The 21,603-nt window shown below is 63.4% G+C and carries 17 protein-coding genes; 12 read left to right on the forward strand and 5 right to left on the reverse strand.

The annotated features are described in order from the left end of the window. Positions 1-57: 57 nt before the first annotated feature. On the forward strand, positions 58-507 hold the full coding sequence (locus tag ACP7AL_RS08595) for a cytochrome c (protein ID WP_425990660.1): 450 nt from the start codon (positions 58-60) through the stop codon (positions 505-507). A 96-nt stretch (positions 508-603) separates the two neighbouring features. On the opposite strand, the gene ACP7AL_RS08600 is transcribed toward ACP7AL_RS08595, so the two are convergent. Next, positions 604-1,032 carry a CHRD domain-containing protein gene (locus ACP7AL_RS08600; RefSeq protein WP_425990662.1) on the reverse strand — a complete coding sequence of 143 codons (429 nt, stop codon included), beginning with the start codon at positions 1,030-1,032 and terminating at the stop codon, positions 604-606. 88 nt (positions 1,033-1,120) lie between these two features. Between ACP7AL_RS08600 and ACP7AL_RS08605 the strand changes: the two genes are divergently transcribed. Together ACP7AL_RS08605 and ACP7AL_RS08610 are read left to right on the forward strand one after the other, a co-directional pair. After that, positions 1,121-2,038 (forward strand): c-type cytochrome, encoded by a 918-nt coding sequence (locus tag ACP7AL_RS08605; protein ID WP_425990664.1) that lies wholly within the window; start codon positions 1,121-1,123, stop codon positions 2,036-2,038. Positions 2,039-2,168: 130 nt separating this feature from the next. Beyond that, positions 2,169-3,146, forward strand: coding sequence for a DMT family transporter (locus tag ACP7AL_RS08610; RefSeq protein WP_425990666.1), 978 nt, complete (start codon positions 2,169-2,171; stop codon positions 3,144-3,146). Positions 3,147-3,333: 187 nt separating this feature from the next. Here the strand turns inward: ACP7AL_RS08610 and ACP7AL_RS08615 are convergent, their stop codons facing one another. Continuing rightward, positions 3,334-3,576: an Lrp/AsnC ligand binding domain-containing protein gene (locus tag ACP7AL_RS08615; RefSeq protein WP_425990668.1), complete on the reverse strand. Its 243-nt coding sequence runs from the start codon at positions 3,574-3,576 to the stop codon at positions 3,334-3,336. Positions 3,577-3,883: 307 nt separating this feature from the next. On the opposite strand from ACP7AL_RS08615, the gene thiD reads away from it, so the two are divergent. The 5 genes from thiD (at position 3,884) to ACP7AL_RS08640 (ending at position 8,828) form a co-directional block, all read left to right on the forward strand. Beyond that, positions 3,884-4,684: a bifunctional hydroxymethylpyrimidine kinase/phosphomethylpyrimidine kinase gene (gene thiD, locus ACP7AL_RS08620; protein ID WP_425990670.1), complete on the forward strand. Its 801-nt coding sequence runs from the start codon at positions 3,884-3,886 to the stop codon at positions 4,682-4,684. Positions 4,685-4,980: 296 nt separating this feature from the next. Further along, positions 4,981-5,640 (forward strand): class I SAM-dependent methyltransferase, encoded by a 660-nt coding sequence (locus ACP7AL_RS08625; protein WP_024918904.1) that lies wholly within the window; start codon positions 4,981-4,983, stop codon positions 5,638-5,640. A 57-nt stretch (positions 5,641-5,697) separates the two neighbouring features. Continuing rightward, positions 5,698-6,495, forward strand: coding sequence for a UDP-2,3-diacylglucosamine diphosphatase (locus tag ACP7AL_RS08630; RefSeq protein WP_006021476.1), 798 nt, complete (start codon positions 5,698-5,700; stop codon positions 6,493-6,495). After that, positions 6,495-7,568, forward strand: a complete 1,074-nt coding sequence (locus ACP7AL_RS08635) for a glycosyltransferase family 4 protein (protein ID WP_006021475.1) — start codon at positions 6,495-6,497, stop codon at positions 7,566-7,568. Before ACP7AL_RS08630 ends, ACP7AL_RS08635 begins: the two co-directional genes overlap by 1 nt. A gap of 279 nt (positions 7,569-7,847) precedes the next feature. Then, complete coding sequence (locus tag ACP7AL_RS08640) at positions 7,848-8,828, forward strand: threonine ammonia-lyase (protein ID WP_425990674.1); 981 nt, start codon at positions 7,848-7,850, stop codon at positions 8,826-8,828. Positions 8,829-8,886: 58 nt separating this feature from the next. On the opposite strand, the gene ACP7AL_RS08645 is transcribed toward ACP7AL_RS08640, so the two are convergent. Further along, positions 8,887-9,900, reverse strand: coding sequence for a hypothetical protein (locus ACP7AL_RS08645; RefSeq protein WP_425990676.1), 1,014 nt, complete (start codon positions 9,898-9,900; stop codon positions 8,887-8,889). Between the two features lie 64 nt (positions 9,901-9,964). On the opposite strand from ACP7AL_RS08645, the gene ACP7AL_RS08650 reads away from it, so the two are divergent. Further along, positions 9,965-11,224: an MFS transporter gene (locus ACP7AL_RS08650; RefSeq protein ID WP_425990678.1), complete on the forward strand. Its 1,260-nt coding sequence runs from the start codon at positions 9,965-9,967 to the stop codon at positions 11,222-11,224. Here ACP7AL_RS08650 and dgcA read toward each other — a convergent pair. Further along, on the reverse strand, positions 11,221-12,225 hold the full coding sequence (dgcA, locus tag ACP7AL_RS08655; protein WP_425990680.1) for an N-acetyl-D-Glu racemase DgcA: 1,005 nt from the start codon (positions 12,223-12,225) through the stop codon (positions 11,221-11,223). The two genes, ACP7AL_RS08650 and dgcA, sit on opposite strands and share 4 nt — an antisense overlap. A 125-nt stretch (positions 12,226-12,350) precedes the next feature. On the opposite strand from dgcA, the gene ACP7AL_RS08660 reads away from it, so the two are divergent. The 3 genes from ACP7AL_RS08660 to ACP7AL_RS08670 are packed head-to-tail and all read left to right on the forward strand — an operon-like array spanning position 12,351 to position 15,132. Then, on the forward strand, positions 12,351-13,484 hold the full coding sequence (locus tag ACP7AL_RS08660; protein ID WP_425990682.1) for an MlaE family lipid ABC transporter permease subunit: 1,134 nt from the start codon (positions 12,351-12,353) through the stop codon (positions 13,482-13,484). A gap of 9 nt (positions 13,485-13,493) precedes the next feature. Then, a complete protein-coding gene (locus tag ACP7AL_RS08665) occupies positions 13,494-14,264 on the forward strand; it encodes an ABC transporter ATP-binding protein (RefSeq protein WP_425990684.1) in 771 nt (256 codons plus the stop codon). Between the two features lie 28 nt (positions 14,265-14,292). Next, positions 14,293-15,132, forward strand: coding sequence for an MlaD family protein (locus ACP7AL_RS08670; RefSeq protein ID WP_425990686.1), 840 nt, complete (start codon positions 14,293-14,295; stop codon positions 15,130-15,132). 1,233 nt (positions 15,133-16,365) lie between these two features. Here the strand turns inward: ACP7AL_RS08670 and ACP7AL_RS08675 are convergent. Next, a complete protein-coding gene (locus ACP7AL_RS08675; RefSeq protein WP_425990688.1) occupies positions 16,366-21,390 on the reverse strand; it encodes a methyl-accepting chemotaxis protein in 5,025 nt (1,674 codons plus the stop codon). Between the last annotated feature and the right edge of the window lie 213 nt (positions 21,391-21,603).

Raw genomic sequence — 21,603 nt, forward strand, 5'->3', positions numbered from 1 at the left:
ATTCTGCCAGGCGTTGCGGAAAGAACAATTTTGAAACCGAGGGAAGGAAATATCCTGATGATCCGTTCCGTTCTTGTGGCAGCTGCGATCTTGCTCGGCGTGACGGCTGTCTCCGCCCAGCAAGACATCGCCGAGCAGCAGGATAAGCTGATGAAGACACTGGCGAGACCGATGTATGGGGTGCTTGGCCGCACGGTGAGAGGCCAGTCCGCCTACGATCAGGCGGCTATCGATGCCGCACTGGTTCAGCTCGAAGAGAATGTCGGAAAGATTGCGAATGTTTTTGCGGTCAATCCGAAGGAAGATGTTTTCGGTGCGGACTATGGATCGTCGCAAAAAATCTGGCAGAACAAGGCGGATTTCGACTCGAAAATTCCTCCGGTTGCCAAGGCCATTGCGGACGTCAAGGGCAAGATCAAGGATGCGGATAGTCTGAAGGCGGCTTACACCACCATCAACGACCGGTGCAACGATTGTCACGAAACCTACCGGGTCAAGCTGAAGTGACTGCTTGATTTCATCCAGTTCAGGCAAGTGATCACGGGGCGGTCGCATTCAAGCGATCCGCCCCTTTTGTTATCCGGTAAGATCTCGGCTGCGAAACTACTTCGTGACCTGCCCGCGAATTTCGCCGCCTGGATTCGCCGCGGTGTGGACGTTGATGTACAGCTTTCCAGCCATCAGATCAGCGGCCTGCGCATCGGTCAGGGTCGCGCTGCCTTCGGCTCCGCTTGCGGCGTCCTTGAACGGGATCACGACGGGAGCGTTCTTGCCGGCTTCGGCAGGGCCATGAAAATGCGCCATGGTGGCGGGCCCGGTGAGGCCGGAATAGGTCGTCTTCCAGGTCAGCATCTTGCTTGCGGTATCGTAGGTCACGTCCGCTGTGCCCTTGCCGGGGCTGGTGTTGGCAGGCACCTCGGCGGCACTGGTCAGATTGGCCTTCATGCTGATTTTCTCGGCGAAAGCCGGCCCGCTGAGTGCGACGCAAGCGCCGATGGCAAGGACTCCACGCGCAATTGCTTTGCTGTTCATCGTTTTCTCCCTTAGTTTTTGGCTTTCCAGTACCGATTGAACACTGGCCGAGGCCGTTTAGTTCCTGCCGTTTTCTCTGGGGGCACTTATGTTTCGGAAGCTTTTCCTGCTGGCGATCGTTGCGCTCGCTGCCGGTCTGGGAGTTTTCTGGTTCGTCACCGTTCCGGCTGTGGTTTCCGCCGAGGCGTTGCCGGCCTATTCCCCCAACATCGCCAACGGAAAAACCGTCTTCAACGCCGGGGGCTGTGCGTCATGCCATGCAGTGGTGGGTGAGCCGCGCACCATGCTCGGCGGCGGACTTGCCATCCCATCTCCGTTCGGCACTTTCTACGCGCCGAACATTTCGCCGCACAAGCAGAACGGGATCGGCAGCTGGAGCGAGGCGAATTTCGTCACTGCCGTGAAGCACGGCACCTCGCCAAACGGAGAGCACTACTATCCATCTTTTCCGTATGGGTCGTACACGCACGCCACCAACAACGACATCCGCGACCTGTTCGCCTATATCAAAACCTTGCCGCCGCTGTCCGGGCGCCCGCGTTCTCACGATGTGAACTTTCCGTTCAACGTCCGCCGCCTCATAGGCGGATGGAAATTCCTGTTCATGGACGACAAGCCGTTCGCGTCAGACCCGAAGCAGTCAGCGGCGTGGAATCGCGGCGCTTATCTGGTCAATGGGCTCGGCCACTGCGCCGAGTGCCACAGCCCTCGCAATTTCCTCGGAGGCATTGTGTCCTCGCAGCGCTTCGCCGGAGGCCCGAATCCGGAAGGTGAGGGCTGGGTGCCGAACATCACCCAGAAGGGCCTCAAGGACTGGAGCGAGAAGGAACTCGCCTGGTTCCTCAAGACCGGCGAATTGCCGAGCGGCGACACCGCGGGCGGCTCGATGGCGCGCGTGATTAAGAACACATCGCAGTTGAGCGAGGAGGATCTCGCGGCGATGGCGGCTTACATCAAGTCCCTGCCGGCGGTGGACGGGCCGGTGCGGCCCAAGAAGAAGACCTGAGGCGGGGTCAGTTCGGGGCGGAAAGAGCCCTGCATACCCCGGCCCAAAGCCATGTTGGGAGCGGGGTTTCCCGGATCGCCACCCCGTGCTTTGTCGGCCCGGAATTGCCGCAGGATTCTCGACTTTTTCCATGAATATCGTCAAAGCCGTTTCGTTCAAGGTCGCCAGCACATTGATGTTCGCGGTGATGGGCGCCCAGGTCCGTTATCTGGCCGGGGCCTATCCGGAAGGTCAGGTCGCGTTCTTCCGTTCAGTGTTTGCGCTGATCCCGATTCTTGTCGTCTTCGGCTGGCGCGGACAGCTCAAGGGTGCGCTTCGGACCGAGCGGCCGTCCGATCATCTTCTGCGCGGTGTCTTCAGCGTGGTCGGCACGTTTGCCACCTTCGCCGCGCTGGCCCGGATTCCGATTGCCGACTTCACCGCCATCGCGTTCGCGTCGCCGCTCATCACGGTGATCTTCGCGGCGGTGTTCCTGAAGGAAAAGGTTCACGCCTATCGCTGGTCCGCCGTCGCCTTCGGCTTCTGCGGCGTGATCCTGATGCTGATGCCTTACTTCCGCGATCACGCCGCGCTGACGGCGTCGATGATCGTTGGAATTCTGTTCGCGCTGACCAACGCATTCACCGCAGGCGGGGCGTCGATCCAGATCCGCCGCCTGACGGCGACCGAGACGACGTCGTCCATCGTGATCTTCATGACGCTTCTGGTGTTGCTGGTCTCGCTGCTGACCGCGCCGTTCGGCTGGCGCATGCCTTCCACCTGGCAGGATGTTGCGATCCTCGCCGGGATCGGCATCGCGGGCGGGCTCGGCCAGATTTTCTTCACGGACAGTTATCGGTTCGCACCGGCGTCGTTTCTGGCGCCGTTCGATTACACGGCGATGCTGTGGGCATTCCTGCTCGGCTACTGGTTCTTCGGTGAAGTGCCGACGCTTTATGTCGTGATCGGCGCGATCGTTGTCGCCGGCGCCGGAATTTTCGTCATCCTGCGCGAACGTTATCTCGGGCTGAAACGGCTGCGCGATACGCCGGTCGCGGCGATCGCCACCATGGCGGACGATGAAGAGAACCCGGACGCGCCGGTGTCCGATGAGGCCAGGGCGGCCTGAGAGCATCGTGCCCTGATCGCGGCCGCAATGGGTGAATCGTCATCCTGAGGTGCGAGCTCTTGCGAGCCTCGAAGGATGACATGCCATGAATTGCCGTCGCCCTTCGAGGCCTTCGCTTCGCTACGGCGCCTCAGGGTGACGGCGCGCCAAGAGTGAATTCAGGCCCTGGTGGGCTGGATAGATGCTCTCACACCCCGAAGGCCTTGAACGTGATGATGGTGTAGGTGTCCTGGATGCCCGGGATGACCTGCAGCTTCTCGTTCACGAAATGGCCGATGTCGGTCCCGCCGTCGACGTAGAACTTGACCAGCAAATCGTAGTCGCCCGCCGTCGAGTAGATTTCCGACGCGATCTCGGCCTCGGCAATGGCGTTTGCGACCGTATAGGACTGGCCCAGCTTGCATTTGATCTGGACAAAGAAGGGCACCATCGCTGTGTCTCCGGCAGGGCAATTTGACGTCTTCTGAAGCCGCAATAGAACCAAATCCGCTCCTTGTGGCAAGGCGGGTTGCCGGACGTTTCTTCTTGCTTCCTTCTCCCGTGGGGAGAGGGCGGCGAGCGAAGCGCGGCGGGTGAGGGCGTAGAATCTCTCGTTGGATCGAACCCCCTCACCCCAACCCACTCCCCGACGGGGAAAGGGAGCAGATTGCCTGCGTGGCAATGCTTCTCTCCCCAGTCAAAATGATCTAGAGCCTTGATGCAGGCCGCTGAGAGTTCGGTCGAATGATGAGAGAGCCATGAGCATACCGATTGCGCTCACCATTGCTGGTTCGGATTCGAGCGGCGGCGCCGGGATTCAGGCCGACCTCAAGACGTTCGCTGCGTGCGGCGTTTACGGCGCGTCCGCGATCACCGCGCTGACGGCGCAGAATACGACGGGCGTCACCGGCATTCATGATGTGCCGGCGGATTTCATCACCGCGCAGATCGATGCGGTGTTCAGCGATCTCGACGTCAAGGCCGTCAAGATCGGAATGGTCGCGCGGCGGGAAGCGATCGAAGCCATCGTGGCCGGTCTCGGCCGCTGGGTGCCGAAGCACGTCGTTGTCGATCCGGTCATGGTCGCGACGTCAGGTGACCGGCTGCTGTCGCCAGATGCGATCGATGCTCTGCGGACAAAGCTGTTGCCGCGCGCGAGCCTGATCACGCCGAACCTGCCGGAGGCCGCCGCACTGCTGAACGAGAGCATCGCAGAGAGCGGGCAGGATATCGAACAGCAGGGCAGGCGATTGCTCGCCATGGGATGTCCCGCTGTTTTGATCAAGGGCGGTCACGGGCACGGACCGGAGAGCACGGATTATCTGATCGATGCGAGCGCCGTGATCCGGCTCGCGGCGCCGCGCATCGCCACAAGCAACACGCACGGCACCGGCTGCTCCCTGTCGTCGGCCATTGCTGCGGGATTGGCCAAGGGGCACGATCTTGAAACCGCCGTTCGCGACGCCAAGGCTTATGTCAGTGCCGCCATCGCTGCAGCCGACCGGCTCGACGTGGGTCATGGCCACGGGCCCATCCACCACTTTCATGCGTTCGATTGATCGCGAAGCCTGAGAGTGGCTCCCTTCACCTCCCGTGGGGCGAGGTCGTCCGGCGAAGCTCGCGCAGCGAGCGAAGACGGGCGGGTGAGGGCGTAGAATCTCTCGATTTACCAAACCCCCTCACCCCAACCCTCTCCCCCGGGGGAGAGGGAGCACATCGCGCCTGGAGATGAGGTTGCGAACGGCTCAGAGCACGCGACAACCTGACGCGTTTGTCGCCTGTTTGTCGTACTCCGCTGCTAATCGCCATTAAGCGAAACAAAATCTGATTCTTCAGAACGCTTATTGGAACCAAGATGAGCTCGACCGATCTCGACAAATCCGTTGTTGAAACCGCCTATGCCCGCTGGGCGCCGATCTACGATGCGGTCTGCGGTCCGGTCATGGTGAAAGGCCGGCGTGCAGCCGCTGCCGCCGCGCGGGCCATCGGCGGGAAAATTCTGGAAGTGGGTGTCGGCACCGGCCTGTCGTTCGATGACTACGACAGCAGCACCGAGATCACCGGCATCGATATGAGCGCGCCGATGCTGGAGAAGGCACGCGCGAAGATGGCGAGCGGCAAGTATCCGTTCGTCAAAGCGGTCCACCAGATGGACGCCCATCACATGACCTTCGACGATGCGACGTTCGACTGCGTCGTGGCGCAGTTCGTGATCACGCTGGTCGCCAATCCGGAGCAGGTGCTGTCCGAGTGCCACCGCGTCGTGAAGCCCGGCGGCCGCATCATCCTCGTTAACCATCTCTATTCGGAAGTCGGCGTCGCGGCGGCTGTCGAGCGCTGGGCGGCGCAGAAAACCCGTGCGCTCGGCCTGCGGCCTGAATTTCCGTTCGCGCGCCTTCAGGCATGGGCGCAATCTAACGCAGGCACGACCCTCGTCGAGCGGCGCAAAGTTGCGCCGTTCGGCATCTACACACTTGTTTGTTTCGAGCGAACTGTCAGCTCGCAGGCTGCCTAGTCCGTCATCGGACTGTCATGCGATTCTGATAAGCGCTCGCCCATGGAAAGACAGGCTATGAGCGACAGTAGTCCAGAACGGCTCTTTCGCACTTTGTTTATCTCCGACGTCCATCTCGGAGCCCGCGGCTCGCAAGCCGACCGCCTTCTTGATTTCCTGCGCTGCCATGACGCCGATACCATCTATCTGGTCGGCGACATTATCGACGGCTGGGCGCTGAAATCGAACTGGCACTGGCCGCAATCCCACAACGACTTTGTGCAGAAGATGCTGCGCAGGGTCCGCAAGGGTGCCAAGGTCATCTACATCCCCGGCAATCACGACGAATTCCTGCGCTCGTACTACGGCACGCATTTCGGCGGCGTCGAAGTTGTCGAGACCGCGATTCATGAAGGTGCGGACGGCAAGAAGTATCTCGTTATTCACGGCGATATCTTTGATCTTGTCGTGCAGAACGCGCGATGGCTCGCGCATCTCGGCGATCGGGCCTACGATTTTGCGATTCAGATGAATCGCATGGTCAATGCGTTCCGCAAGCTGTTCGGCCGGCCTTACTGGTCGCTGTCGCAATGGGCCAAGCTGAAGGTGAAGAACGCCGTCAACTACATCGGCGCGTTCGAACAGACGCTGGCGGGCGAAGCCAAGCGCCACGGCGCGGACGGCGTGATCTGCGGGCACATTCACTACGCGACGATCCGCGACGAGAACGGCATCCGCTACATGAACTGCGGCGACTGGGTCGAGAGCTGCACGGCGCTGGTCGAGCACGAAGATGGCCGCTTTGAAATCCTGACCTGGACCGACCCGGTGCGCCGGCCGCAGCCCGCACCGCGCGTTACGGCGCAGGCCGCCTGATGCGTATCCTGGTCGCGACCGACGCGTGGCACCCGCAGGTCAACGGCGTTGTTCGCACGTTGACCAAGATGGCTGAAGCCGCCGCGTCGATGGGCGTCGACGTCAAATTCCTGACGCCGGAATCTTTTCGCACGATCTCGCTGCCCAGCTACGCCGACCTGCACGTCGCATTGCCGCGGCCCGGCAAGATTGCGGGCATGATCGAAGAGGCGCAGCCCGACTACATCCATATCGCGACAGAAGGACCGATCGGGATTCTGGTGCGGCGTTATTGCCAGAAGAACAAGGTGCCGTTCACCACGAGTTTCCACACCCGCTTCCCCGAATATGTCTCTGCGCGTTTCCCGATCCCCGAATCCTGGGTCTGGGCCGCGCTTCGCTTCTTCCACGGAACGAGCGATGCCGTGATGGCGGCGACGCCCGCGCTTGCAGATGAACTGCGCGGGCGCGGCTTCCGCAATGTGGTGCTGTGGTCGCGCGGTGTTGACGCGGAGTTGTTCCGGCCGCGCGATTTCGATCTCGCTCTGCCGCGCCCGATATTCCTGTCGGTCGGTCGTGTCGCGGTCGAGAAGAACCTCGAGGCGTTTCTGGATCTCGATCTGCCCGGCACCAAGGTCGTGGTCGGTGATGGCCCGGCCAAGGCCGAGCTTGAACGTAAATATCCTGACGCCGTGTTCCTTGGCACTATGCAGGGTGAAGCGCTTGCCGAGACGTATTCCGCCGCGGATGTCTTCGTGTTTCCGAGCAAGACCGACACCTTCGGTCTGGTCCTGCTCGAAGCGCTCGCCAGCGGTGTGCCTGTCGCGGCGCTGCCGGTGTCCGGCCCGCTCGATGTGATCGGCGACGCGCCGGTCGGTGTGCTGAACAATGATCTGCAGGCGGCATGTCTGGCGGCCTTGAATATCCCGCGCGATATCTGCCGCGAATTCGCGGCATCCCGAAGCTGGGGCGCATGCGCGCAGGCCTTTATCGACAACGTGACGCGTGAGCGTCCGCCGCAGGTCAAGCGCCGCTGGCGCCGCCGTCTTGCCCGCCGGCTCCGGCTGACATCGGAATCCCTGCCAACCGCCTGATCGCGAGGTGCCGCGATTCTTCGTGTCTGATTCTTCGGTGTCGATCGGGAGCGAGACGCACGTTCCTCTTCACCTCTCCCATGGGGAGAGGTCGGATCGCTTGAGCGATCCGGGTGAGGGGGTACGCTCTCTCGATAGATTCTACGCCCTCACCCCAACCCTCTCCCCACGGGAGAGGGGGCCGACCGCGTCCGGTGCTGCACCGAGACAAATAAGGTAGTTCAGACGGTCAAGCGCCGACGATCTTGCCCATATGCATCAGCGCGCTATACATGCGCCATGACCGAACCTGCTCTTCCCACCAATGCCGATGTCGAAGCCGCCGCGCGTGTTCTGGCGCCCGTCGCCATGCGAACCCGTCTCATCTCGTCGCCGGCGCTTGATGCGCTCGTCGGCGCGCGCGTGTTTCTGAAGCCCGAGGTGTTGCAGCGAACGGGTTCTTTCAAGTTTCGCGGCGCTTTCAACAAATTGTCTTCCATTCCGGAGGCGGCGCGCAAAGCTGGTGTCGTCGCGTTCTCATCCGGCAACCATGCGCAGGGCGTCGCGGCTGCGGCACAGATTCTCGGCATGCCGGCAGCGATCGTGATGCCGTCCGATGCGCCAGTGTCCAAGATCGAGCGGACCAAGAGTTACGGCGCTGAGGTCATTCCCTATGACCGCGACAAGGAAGACCGCGATGCCATCGCTCGCGATCTCGCGAGCAAGCGCGGCGCGACTGTCGTTCCTCCTTACGACGATCCGTGGGTTATCGCGGGGCAGGGCACCGTGGGCCGCGAGATTGCGGAGGATTTGTCGGCGCTTGGTGTCGCACCGGACATCGTATCCGCGCCGGCATCCGGCGGCGGGCTGATGGCAGGCATCGCGCTTGCAACCAAAGCGAAGTTTCCCGATGCGGGGCTGGTCACTGTCGAGCCTCATGGCTTTGATGATCACGCGCGTTCGTTCGCGGCCGGGCATCGCGAGCCGCACCGCGCGGTGGGCCGCACCATCTGCGACGCGCTGATGGCTTCCATTCCCGGCGAGATCACATTCGCGGTCAATCAGAAGCTCGGTGCTCGGGGCGTGACGGTGACAGACGATGAAGTCGCGAAGGCAGTGGGCTTCGCGTTTCGCGAACTGAAACTCGTTGTCGAGCCGGGCGGCGCGGTCGCGCTGGCGGCGCTTCTTGCGGGATACCTCAACGCCAAAGGCAAGACCGTTGCCATCGTCCTGTCCGGCGGCAATGTCGATGCGGATCTCTACGCGAAGCTGATTCAGTAGGCGTCACAATCCGGCCTTTTGCCCGCCTTTTGCGGCGAAGACCGTCACAACTTCGCCTTTAGCTGAAAAAGGCTACTTTCTCGGCCTGGCTCATCCGCCGGATCGGCGCCAGCGGATCGCTGCGCGGCGTCGCGGGCCTTGCGATAATTCCGCTGGCGATCAGGCTCTCACCAAGCGATGCCGGGGCGGTCATCTCCGGCACAATCTCCAGAGCCGGCTCGGGCGCTTCCGGCAGGATTTCCAACTGTATGGCCATCGCCGGCTCGGAAGCCTCGATCGCCTCCGCCGGAATTGCCAGCTCGACCGCCAGGCTTTCTTCCACCAGCAGCACCGCTTCTGTCGCCATCTCCGGGGACGAAGCCTCAGACACGGCCGCTACGTCGAACGATTCCTCATCGGCAGCTTCAATCTGCACCTCATCGGAGGCCTCGATAGGGGCCGTGTCGGCGACGTGGAGTGCCGCAACGGATTCAGCCTCGCTCAGCGGCTCGATGGTGGAGGGGGCAATGGCCTCGAACTCGCGCGCAGCCTGATCGAAGGCTTGCAACACGCCGTCTCGAATGCCGCCCGCGGCAACGTGATCGCAGGCGGCGTTGATCGCATCGACCTGCGACTCGAGCAAAAAGCAGATCCGTCCATCCGCACCGGATTCGCGCAGCCCCCAGGCGATCTCGCGGATCACCCGCGCGCACTTGCGCGACGGCGCGAGGGATTCCTCGAACACGCTACCGGACAGGCTCGCGGACACGCTTTCGCGGGCCGCGGCTACGATGGCGCGGACCGCGGCCATTGCCTCAGGTAACTCGTTCGATGGCGGTTCAACCGGCGGGATTTCGACAGCGGCCTGCTGCCGCTGTTCTTCTTTCTGGGCAGCGAGCGAGCTTTCGATGCGCGCAACGGCCTCGAGCACCATCGCGGTGTCGGCATTGCGGTTGCGCCGTGTGTATTCGTCCAGAAACCAGCGGCCGCGCGCGGTCTCCAGAAACGCCTCGCGAATAGCCTCGAAGTCCGCGTCCGTCGGCGACGCGGCGCGGGCTGAGATCGGCGACAGGGCGAAGGCTTCGTTGGCCATGAAAACCCGTGAAACAGAAACCTGTAGAACAGAAACGCGGTGACGCGATCCACACGCAAAAGCGATGTCCAGATACACCGAACACGCGCTAGATAACGATCACCACGAACCGCAGCGAATCGCAATTCCCTTGCTCACCAGCGAATCACAAAAGCACCCGGCCGGGCAATCCATCGCCCGCCGATTTGCCGTGCGGATCAGCCTGTTTTACGCCTCGACTTTCGGCATCATCGGTGTCCACCTGCCGTTCTTCCCGGTCTGGCTGAAGGCGATCGGCGTCGACGTGTCCTGGATCGGATTCATCACGGCCGCGCCGTCGCTCTCCCGTTTCACTGTCCTGCCGTTTGTCACAGCGGCGGCCGAGCAGCGCCAGATCCTGCGCGGGACCATGATCGCGCTTGCGTTCATCACGGCCGTTGGCTTTGCCATCCTGGGGCTGCTTCGCGACCCGCTCACCATCCTGATCGTGTACGCCATTATCGCCTGCCTCTGGACGCCGCTCAGTCCGCTGACGGACGGTTACGCGCTGAAGGGCGTCACACGTCACGGGCTCGACTACGCGCAGATGCGGTTGTGGGGGTCTGCGTCGTTCGTGGGGTTCGCGATGATTGCGGGCCTTCTGTTCAAGGTCATCGATCCGCAGAATCTGATCTGGATCATCGTTGCGGTCGCGCTTCTCAGTGCCGTTGTCGGTCTCGGCATTGTCCCGCTGGATGCGCCGCCGGCCGGTACCGCTCCGCAGGGGCGAGCGAGCGGCCTGTTACGGAAGCCGCTGTTCCTCGCCATCATTGGTGCCTCGGCGCTGATCCAGGGCAGCCACGCCGCCTATTACGCGTTTTCCTCGATCACCTGGCAGAATGCCGGATTTGGCGGATTCGCCATCGCGGCGCTGTGGTCGCTCGGAGTGGTCGCTGAGATCGTGGTGTTCGCGATTTCGCCGCGTCTCGCGTTATCGCCAACGGTCATGGTCCTGATCGGTGCCGTCAGCGCGGTGGTGCGCTGGGCTATCACCGCGCAAGAGCCGCGGATCGAGTTGCTGACGGCGGTGCAGGTGATGCACGGGCTGACCTTTGGGATCACGCAGGTCGGCACCGTCGCCTTGATGGTTCGCAACGTGCCGCATCACATGCTCGCAAGCGCGCAGGGCTATATGGTGGCCTCGCAGGGGGCCGTGACCAGCCTGACCATGATGCTGTCCGGTTTGATCTATGCGCGGGTCGGCGAGGGCGTCTATTACGCCATGGCCGTGATGGCGTTCTCCGGTGGGCTCATGATGGTCGCCGCACGCCGGCGGCTCGATGCGCACCACGCGGTGACGGACTAACCCCAGAGTTCGGCACCGGGCGGATAGACCGTGCTGCCGTCATAGCGCAGCCCGTCATCGCGATCCCTGGCCAGCAGCAACGGCCCGTCGAGATCGACCACCCGCGCACCCTGCGCGATCGTCAGCGCGGGCGCCATCGCCAAGGATGTCGCGACCATGCAGCCGACCATCAGATCGAACTCCAGTGCCTTGGCGGACTCGGCCATCACCAGCGCCTCGGTGAGTCCGCCGGTCTTGTCGAGCTTGATATTGATGGCGTCGTAGCGTTCCCGCAGGCCTTCCAGCGACGCGCGGTCGTGCACGCTTTCATCGGCGCAGACCGAGACGGGCCGCTTGATCCTGGCCAGCGCCTGATCCTGTCCGGCGGGCAGGGGCTGCTCGATCATCGTCACCCCGGCAGCGGCGCAGGCCGCGAGATGCCGTTCCAGGTTACCGTCGGTCCAGGCCTCGTTGGCATCCACGATCAGTTCGGCGTCCGGCGCAGCCTTCCGTACGGCGGCGATCCGGGCCTCGTCGCCGTCGCCCCCGAGCTTGATCTTGAGCAACGGCCGACGGGAAGCCTTGGCGGTTGCTTCCGCCATGGTCTCAGGTGTCCCCAGCGAGATCGTATAGGCCGTGGTCAGCGGGCGCGGCGCGGAGAGGCCAAGGAGCTCCCAGATGCGCTTTTCCGCCTCCTTCGCCTCAAGGTCCCACAGGGCGCAGTCGAGCGCGTTGCGGGCGGCGCCTGCACGCATCTCCCCTTGCAGCCCTAACCGGTCCAGCCCGCCATCGAGCGCGCCCTGCATGGCGAGGATGGCCTCCAGTGTTCCCTCCGGCGTCTCGCCATAACGGGCATAGGGAACGCACTCGCCGCGCCCGACAATGGCCTTACCGTTGGGGCCTTGGCGACTTACCTCGGCCACAATCACAACGGCTTCTGTCTTGGCGCCCCGGCTGATGGTGAAGCCGCCGGCAATAGGCCAGCGCTCGATCCGGGCGGCGAGTGTCAGCGATGGCATCATTTGTGAAATCGATTTTCGTGAGGGCGGGCTTGCCCAGATACGTCATTTATGGCTCTTAGTCACATCCCCGTACAGTTCGTTGGCATCGTGATAGGTTGCTTGATCAACCGGCACAGGAGTTGGGCTTGAACGGCAATCCGACATTGGAGCAGATACCCGTCGGCGCCGGTCTCGCGCTGCGTGCGGCTGGCCAATGGACGGTCCATCACGCGCCTGACCTCGAAAAGATCATTGAAGACACCGAACGGCTCAAGAACCGTCCGGACAATATCGTGATCGACGTCTCGCAGGTTTCCAGCCTCGATACGTTCGGGGCCTGGCTGATCGAACGGCTGCGCCGCAGCCTGACCCAGGGCGGCGTCGAGCCCAATGTGGCCGGCCTGTCCGCGAACTACGCGAGCCTCGTGAACGAAGTGCGTCAGGTCAAAGCCGGCGTCGTGCACAAGCGGCCACGGCAAACCCTGCTTGGCATGCTGGACGGCATCGGCCGCAGCGTCGTCGATGTCGGCGGCACGCTGGTCGGCCTGATCGGCATGCTGGGTGCGATCCTCAACGCGCTCTGGCGCGTGATCCTGCACCCGACCAGCTTCCGCTTCACCTCGATGATCCATCACCTCGAACAGGTGTGCTGGCGCGCGGTGCCGATCGTGGTGCTCATCACCTTCCTGATCGGCTGCATCATCGCCCAGCAGGGCATCTTCCATTTCCGCAAGTTCGGCGCCGACGTGTTCGTGGTCGACATGCTCGGCGTACTGGTGCTGCGCGAACTCGGCGTGCTGCTGGTGGCGATCATGGTCGCGGGCCGCTCGGGTAGCGCCTACACGGCCGAACTCGGCTCGATGCGGATGCGCGAGGAAGTCGACGCGCTGCGCACCATGGGCTTCGATCCCACGGAGGTTTTGATCCTGCCGCGGATCGTCGCGCTGATCATCGCCATGCCCATTCTCGCATTCCTTGGCGCGATGGCTGCGCTTTACGGCGGCGGGCTCGTCGCCTGGGGTTACGGCGGCGTGCAGCCCGACGCGTTTCTGGTTCGTCTGAAGGAAGCCATTTCCATCAATCATTTCACGGTGGGCATGGTGAAGGCGCCGTTCATGGCGCTGGTGATCGGCATCGTGGCCTGCGTCGAGGGCGCGGCGGTGAAAGGCAGTGCGGAGTCGCTCGGCCAGCACACCACGGCCTCGGTGGTGAAGTCGATCTTCTTCGTCATCGTCATGGATGGCCTGTTCGCGATCTTCTTCGCAACGATCAATATTTAGGATTGGATGATGGCGGAGAACTTCGACGATCACATCATCCGGGTGCGCGATCTCACGGTGAAGCTGAACGAGAACCTCATTCTCGATCATCTCGACCTCGATGTTAGGCGCGGCGAGATCCTTGGCTTTGTCGGCGCATCGGGCGCGGGCAAGTCCGTTCTGACCCGCACCATCATTGGCCTGATCCCGAAGCTGGCCGGCACCATCGAAGTGTTCGGCGTCGATATGGGCAAGGCCAGCGAGGATCAGCGCCGCGCGGTCGAGCGCCGCTGGGGCGTGCTGTTCCAGCACGGCGCGCTGTTCTCCTCGCTCAGTGTGAAGCAGAACATCCAGTTCCCTGTGCGCGAATTCATGAACGTGTCCGAGCGGCTGCTCGATGAAATTGCCATCGCCAAGCTCGCGATGGTCGGCCTCAAGCCGGAGGTCGCCGACCGGTTCCCGTCGGAACTCTCGGGCGGCATGATCAAGCGCGTGGCGCTGGCCCGCGCGCTCGCGCTCGACCCGGAGATCGTGTTCCTCGACGAGCCCACCTCAGGTCTCGACCCGATCAGCGCCGGCGATTTCGATCAGCTTGTGATGACCTTGCAGCGCACTTTGGGACTGACCGTTTTCATGGTAACCCATGATCTCGATAGCCTTAAAACGGCCTGCAACCGGATTGCAGTGTTAGGGGATCGCAAGGTTCTCCTGGTAGGCACGATGGATGACATGCTGGCCTCGCAGCATCCTTGGCTGCGGGCCTATTTTCATGGCAACCGCGCCCGGGCCGTGATCGCGTAATCAGTTTGCGTATTTGGAGTTTAAGTCGATGGAAACAAAGGCAAATTTCGTCCTGATCGGGGCGTTCACGCTCGCGGTGGTCGCCGCGGCGTTTGGCTTTGTGTTCTGGTTCCAGAACCTCGGCGCGGCCGCCCAGCGCGTTCCGCTGCGCATTGTGTTCGAGGGCGCGGCCTCCGGCCTGCGCACCGGCGGCAACGTCAACTTCAACGGCATCAAGATCGGTGAAGTCACCTCCATCAAGCTCGACGATCCCAAGCGCGTCGTGGTGATCGCCAACGTCGACAAGAACGCTCCGATCCGCAAGGACTCGCTGGTCGGCCTCGAGTTTGCAGGTCTCACCGGCGTGTCGTCGGTGTCGCTCAAGGGCGGTTCGGTCGAGGCGGGCGGCGTGCCCGTCGCCGAAGACGGCGTGCCGACACTGACGGCCGATCCCAACGCGATCCAGGATATCGGCGAAGCGGTGCGCGGCGTGCTTCAGAACGTCAACAAGCTGGTTCTTGAAAACCAGGAGACCCTGCACAACAGCATGACCAACATCGAGGTGTTCTCGAAGAGTCTTGCCGCCAACTCCGCGCGCATCGACAGCATCATGGCTGGCGTCGATGGCTTGATGGGCGAGAAGGGCGAATTGCAGGCCGCTGCGAAATCGTTCCGCGAACTGGCCGACAATCTCGACAAGCGTTCCGCCGGCCTGATCATCGACGGCCGCCGCACGCTCGCCGACATCAGCCGCGCGGTGAACAACTTCGACCGCAACCCGACCCGCGTGCTGTTCGGCGCGGGGCAGAAGGACGCTGCACCGGCTCCGCCGGCTCCGGCTCCAACCCCGGTCCGAAGTCCTGCCGACGCCCGCGCACGGCAGCGGTAGGGGTTTCACCTCGCCCGCTTGCGGCGAGTGGCGTTGAGGCATCCACGCAATCTCTCAACTGGTCGTCCCCGCGAAGGCGGGGACCCGTACTCCCTGAGTTCTCGATTTGAGGGAGATACCGGAGCAATCTTCTCGCCATCATCAGGATGTTCGGTGGTTATGGGTCCCCGCCTTCGCGGGGACGACGATTGGGTGTGATGCGACAGCGTGCGCCACTTCAATTTTCCGATTCAATTTTCAAACAGCATGCGCGTGTGGGGCTTGCCCCATTCGCGCCAACGAAGACGAGCGCCATCGCTCTCGCGCCGCGCGCGAGGTGAGCTTTTGGTTCTGCCCCAAACTTTGAGGGGCATGGAGCGCCGCAAGGCGCACCTTGTGTTCGTTTCGCTTCCGGCACCGCGTGCGAGGCGATGGTCTTCCGGAAGCGCATCGCCTTGCGGCGCTCCATTGCGGCGATTTTGGGCGAGGGGACCGTACTTCCGGGTGCGGACGGGGGAGGTTACTCGACCCCTGATCCGGACGGCTTTCGCCGCCTTCGTCCGCTCCGCGTCCAGCCGGCGAACGGCAGAGCCACATAGTTGGCCCGGACGGTGACCCCAGCCTCCCGGACGCGTGTGTGCGAAACACGCGCGCAGGCGCCGCATCCTGCTCCGCTTCAAAAGCGCCCTCGAGAAGCGCCCCTCACGACCAGGACATGGCGAACTTAAGCGCGGTTCAGAACACGGGGACGCGTATCCCCATCACGAAATGTTGCAGCCACCGTCATTGCGAGGAGCGAAGCGACGAAGCAATCCATTTTTTGCTGATAAAAGCACGAGGCAGATGGATTGCTTCGCTTCGCTCGCAATGACCATCGTGGGTGTCGAGACGTCCCGCACAAATCTTCTGCGTTATGCCGGCGAAAGCCGAGACGACATCGCGTGTGTCGCGTCATCCTGAGGTGCGAGCCGCGTTTGCGGCGAGCCTCGAAGGATGCGTGGCAAACACGACGGATCGCGCTGTCATCCTTCGAGGCTCGCAAATGCTCGCACCTCAGGATGACGATTCAGAATGTGCCGTCATTGCGAGGAGGGAAGCGACGAAGCAATCCAGTCTTTCGTGGCGACACGTGAAGATGAATTGCTTCGCGGCGCTCGCAATGACGTGCGTGGCGATACATGCCAAAAGAAAAAGCGGAGGCTTGCGCCTCCGCTTTTGATTGTTGCCGCACCTCTAACAGGCGGGTGTCTGAGCTTACCCCAGCCGGCCCGCTGCGTGAGCGAGCAGGGTGTAGACGAGGCCCGTTTCCGAGACGAGGTGGCTGCGCAGGGCTGCCGGTCCGCGCTCGTCGCGCGAGACTTCGTCCAGCAGGCGTTCGAACTCGTTGATGTAACGGTCCACCGTCTGCTTGAAGTTGCGGTCGGCGCGATACTTGCGGGCGACCTCGTCGAAAGCCTTCTGGCCCGCCGGCGTATAGAGCCGCTTGGAGAACGCCTTGCGCTCGCCGCGCTGATAACGGTCCCACATTTCAGCCGCGAGTTCGCGGTCCACCAGCCGGGCGATGTCGAGCGACAGCGCTTCAAGCGGGTTTGCGGACTGACGCGGAGCGGACGGCGCGGCACGGCCGCGTGCGCCGTCGTCGTTGTCCGAACGGTTCAGCAGATCGGACAGCCAGCCGTCGTTGTTGCCGCCATTGCCGACCGGGGAGACCGATGGCGCTTCGGTGCGGCGCGGCGCAGGGCTGGCCGGGCCGAACTCCGGCGCGGGCAGGCTGGATGCGCTGGCAACGTCGCGCGGACGCGGCGCAGGCCGCGAGGCGGTCTCGGCGCGGCCGCCGGCTGTCGCCATCACGGTTTCTTCCTCGCGATAGACGGTGCGGGTGGTCGGCGCGACGTCGAGGCCCTTGCCGTGGCGGGCGACGATGCGGTTCAGTTCGGCCAGTGCTTCGATCTGGTCGACGATCACCTTGCGCATCTGCGCGGTGCTCTCAGCCGCTTCCTGCGGCACTTCGAGAACGCCGCGGCGCAGTTCGGCGCGGGTGGCGTCGAGTTCGCCGTGCAGCTCGGAGGCCATCTGCTTCATGCCGTGCACGATGGTCGCAAACTTGTCTGCAGCCTGGCGGAACATGTTCTCCGCCTCGCGGGTGCCCTGGTCGTACAGTTCGGCCATGGCTTCGGAGGTCTGGCGGCGCTCGTCCTCGACGGCCATGCGGACCGCTTCGAACTGGCGGCTGACTTCAGCCGAGCTGGAGCCTGCGGTCTGCGCCACGATCTGTGCGATGTCGCGTGCCCGCGTTTCGGCCGCGGCGAGCGAGTCGTCGAGCAGGTTGGTGAAGCGCGAGAGACGCTCGTCGAGGTCGTGGGTCCGCAGGTCGATGGTCGAGACCAGCGATTCCAGCAGGGCGTTGCGTTCGGCGACGGAGTCGCTGGCGCGATCGTTGCTCCGCTCGATCAGGGTCGCAGCCTCGGCGAGGGCGCGGCCATGGTTCTCGAACTGCGACGAGATCGAGTTGAGGCTTTCCAGCGCGCCCGAGGTCTTGGCGGTGAACAACCCGAGCGACTGTTCCAGCGTTTTGGTGGAGTCGCCGTTGCGGCTGGTGACATCGTTCATCGTCGAGACGAACTCCGCAACGCGCGTAACAAGCGTGCGCTCGAGCGAGTTGAGGTTGTCGTGGGCGCCGGTGAGCACTTCCTGGAGCAGGATGTTGCCTTCACGCAGCCGCTCGAACAGGGCGAGCGTATCGGTGCGCAGGATCTTCGAGGTCTCCTGCAGCTCGTTGATGGTCGACGTCGCCACCTGACGTGACTGGTCGATCGCCGCGCGCGAGGTCTGGTCGATGTCCTTCAGCGACTTGCTGACGGCGCCGATCGCGATCTCGCTGGCGGTGTTGATCTGGCGGGCCAGATCCGAGGAGTTGTTCATCATCGCGACGGTGAATGCGCCGCCGTGATTTTCGATCGACTTCAGCGCGGAGTCCGCGGCGCTGCCGATGGTCGACGAAATTTCTGCGGCCTTGCTGCCGAGGGCTTCGACCAGTGCACCGCGGCGCGTGTCGACCAGCTGCGAAAGCTGCTCGGTCTGCTCGCGGACGCCGTCGGTGATCGCCTCGACCTTGCCGTTGAGCGTCGCGCCGAAGCGGTCGGTCGAGACCGCGATGGTGCGCTCGATTTCGGCGGAGGCCGACTTGATCTGCGCGGTCGCGCTGGTCGATGCGACGGTGAGGGTGTTCTCGGCTTCGCGCGCGGCCATCTGGATGGAGCGCTCGAGGTCGCCGGAGACCGACTTGAGGCTGGTGCCGACGTCGCCGGAGATGCCGCGAAGATGCGCGCCGACTTCGCCGGAAATATCCCGGAGCTGGGTGCCGACATCGCTGGTGATGCCGCGAAGCTGCGAGCCCACTTCGCCCGACACCGTCTTCAGATCGGTGCTGACTTCGCCGGACACGGCCTTGAGCTGGCCGCTGATTTCACCGGAAACCGCCTTGAGCTGGCTGCTGACGTCGCCGGAGAGCGAGATCAGCGACTGCTGGGCGGTGCGGGCGCCTTCCTGGATCGTGGTCGAGGTGTTGGACATCAGGCCGGTGAGGGCGCGCTCGGCTTCCTCGACGCGGGTCTTGATCGCCTGGGTCATGTCTTCCGAACGCGAGCCGATCGCCTCGGCGGCATGCTGGCCGCTGGTGGTGACGCGGTTCGCCGCTGCCTCGACCCGCGTATCGAGCAGGTTCTCGAACTGCGCGACGCGCGCGCTGATGTCCGAGGCGAGGGAGGAGACGTTGAACTCCAGATTGCCCTGGATGTCCTTGATGCGCGCGGTCATGGCGCTGGCCATATCGTCGACGCCGCCGGTCAGCATATTCATCACCTGGGTGCCGCGCGACTCCATGGCCTCGGCAATCGAGGCGGCGCGGTTTTCGACCACCGACGCGAAGGCCGCGGCGCGGCTGTCGAAGGTCTGCACCAGCGATGCGGTGCGGGTATCGACGGTGTCGGCGAAGGCCGCGGTGCGGGTGTCGATGGTGTCCGCGAAGGCGGCGGTGCGGGTTTCGACGATGTTCGCAAGTGCCGCGGTGCGGGTTTCCAGCGCATCGGTGATTGCGGCGGTCCGGGCATCGACGATGGTGGCGAAAGCTTCCGCTCCGGTGTCGACCCGTTCGGTGATCGCCGCCGTGCGCGCCTCGATGAGATCGGCGAAGGCCGTGGTGCGGCTGTCGATCGTATCGGTGAAGGCCGTGGTGCGGTAGTCGATCGATTCCTTGAACGCCGTGGTCTTGTCGTTGATCGTTTCGGTGAATTCGGCGGCGCGGGTGTCGAACACCTTGGCGATTTCGGCGGTGTGCTCGCCGAGTTTCTCGGTGAACGTCATGGCGCGGCCGTCGATCGCATCGGTGAAGGACGCTGCGCGGTTGCTGACCGTGTCGCCGAAGGCGGCGGCGCGGCTGTCGAACGTTTCCTCGAGGGCCTTGGTGCGGTTGGCAACGGTCTCGTCCAGCGCGTTGACGGTGGAGAGCAGGGACGTGTCGAGGCTGTCGATCCGGGCTTCGATCGCGGTCTTGAAGCCGGTGAGGCTCTGATCGAGCTTGTTGTGGATCTCGTCGCGATGCGTGGTGACGCGGGTGTCGAAGGTGTCGACATAGGCCTTGAGGTTGTCGGCGAGGCCCTGGGTGTGTTCGCCCATGCGTTCGACGATCTCGCCGCCATAGGTTTTCACCGTGCGGTCGAATTCGGCGATGTGGCGGGTGATCAGCGCGCCGAGCGTGCCGCTGTCGCGCGCGAACTTCTCGGCCAGTTCGTTGCCGTGTTCCTTGACGATACCGTCGAACAGGCCGATCTGGTTGCTCAGCGTCTCGTGGGCGCTTTCGGTCTGGCTCACGACCTTCGCCACCAGCGTATTGATGGTAACGTCGAGCGCTTCGCCGGCCTTGTCGCCGCTGGTCAGAACGCGGTCGGCAAGGCGATTGCCGGCCTCGTCGATCTGCTCGGAGAGGGTGGTGCCACGGACATCGAGCTCGGAGAGCAGGGACTCGCTCGAAACCCTCATCGATTCGACGATTTTGTCGGTACGTTCCGCAACGCTGGCAACGATTTCCTCCGAGCGGGCGGCGATGCTGTCGACGATGGTCGCCGAGCGCTGTTCGAACTCGCCGGTCATCTTGTCGAGGCGTTCGTTCAGGGCGTCGTGGACGCGGTCGGCGAGGTCCGCGAATTCCTCGTGAACGTGGCCGGTCTTGAAGTTGAGGCTGGCGGTCAGCTTTTCGCTGGCGTCGAGCACGCTGGCGGCGGTCTGCGTGCTGGCTTCCTCGAGGCGGTCGAGCAGGTCGCCGCCGCGCTCGCCGAGCGCGATGATCATGTTGTCGCCGGCGCTGGAGAGCGCGCGGGTGATGTGCTCGCTGCGCTCTTCGAGGGCGCCGGTGATGCTGCTGGCCACTTCATCGACGCGCGATGCGATGGCGTCGCTGATCAGGGCAATGTCCTGACGCAGATCGATCTGCACGCCGGAAATGGCGTTGCGGACCTGCTCGGCCTGGCCGACCAGGTTGTCGCGCTGAACCGCGATGTCCTGGAGCAGGGCGCGGATGCGCACTTCGTTGTCGCTGTAGGCACGCTCCAGCGAGGAGACTTCGTTGGCGACGAGGGCTTCGAGTTCGCCGGCGCGCGCGACGGCACGCTCGACGCCGTCACCCATGGCCGCGACTTCGCGGCGGATCGCCTGACCCACGGTCACGATCGCGCCGTTGGCGACATGCTCGGGCTCGGAGAAGCGGACGGCCATCTGCGCCATCGACTGGGCGATCATGCTCATTTCCTGGCTGCGCCACGCCATGCTGGCGATGAAGTAGAACAGCAGCAGCGGTGCAACGAGAACGGCGATCAGGCCGATCAGCGCCAGCACACCGGCGCTGCCCTGGCCGACGATTGATTCGAGTGCAGGCAGGAAAGCGAACGCAAGGAAGCCGACGCCTGCGATCCACAGGCCCGAAAACAGCGTCGCGACAGTATAGGCGTTGCGCCGCGGGCGGCCCTTCTGGATGGTCTGGAGAATGGCGCCGATGGTTTCGCGGTCGTCATTGGCGGGACTGCGGTCGAAGCTCGGGACGCCGAGGTCATCGGCAACAGGCGAACGCAGGTCGGCGCCGCGGCTGGCAGCGCCAAGTGACGGTTCGTTGCGCGCCAGATTGTCCCGACTGCTGTCGGACGGAGGCAGATCGCCGATGTTCAGAGCTTCCTGGATCGCCGAAAGGGCGGCTTCAGTTGGATCCTTGACCTTCGGATTTTTCGCCATGTGTCCCGCACGCCTTTATTTTTTACGCATCCGCAAGTGGCACCGCAGCCAGGGCTGCGCGCCGTCGAATGTTCCCCGATACCGGTAGACGAAACGAAGTTACGTTCGCCGATTTGTCCCGCCGGTTGTCCCGCACTTCCGCAAACATCCTATTGGCTCGGTGGGTCGAATGAAATGGGATGGGTTAATAGATTTTTAATCATCGTTAACACC

Origin of the sequence: Afipia sp. DC4300-2b1 (assembly GCF_049895725.1) — a bacterium.
Lineage (GTDB): Bacteria > Pseudomonadota > Alphaproteobacteria > Rhizobiales > Xanthobacteraceae > Afipia > Afipia broomeae.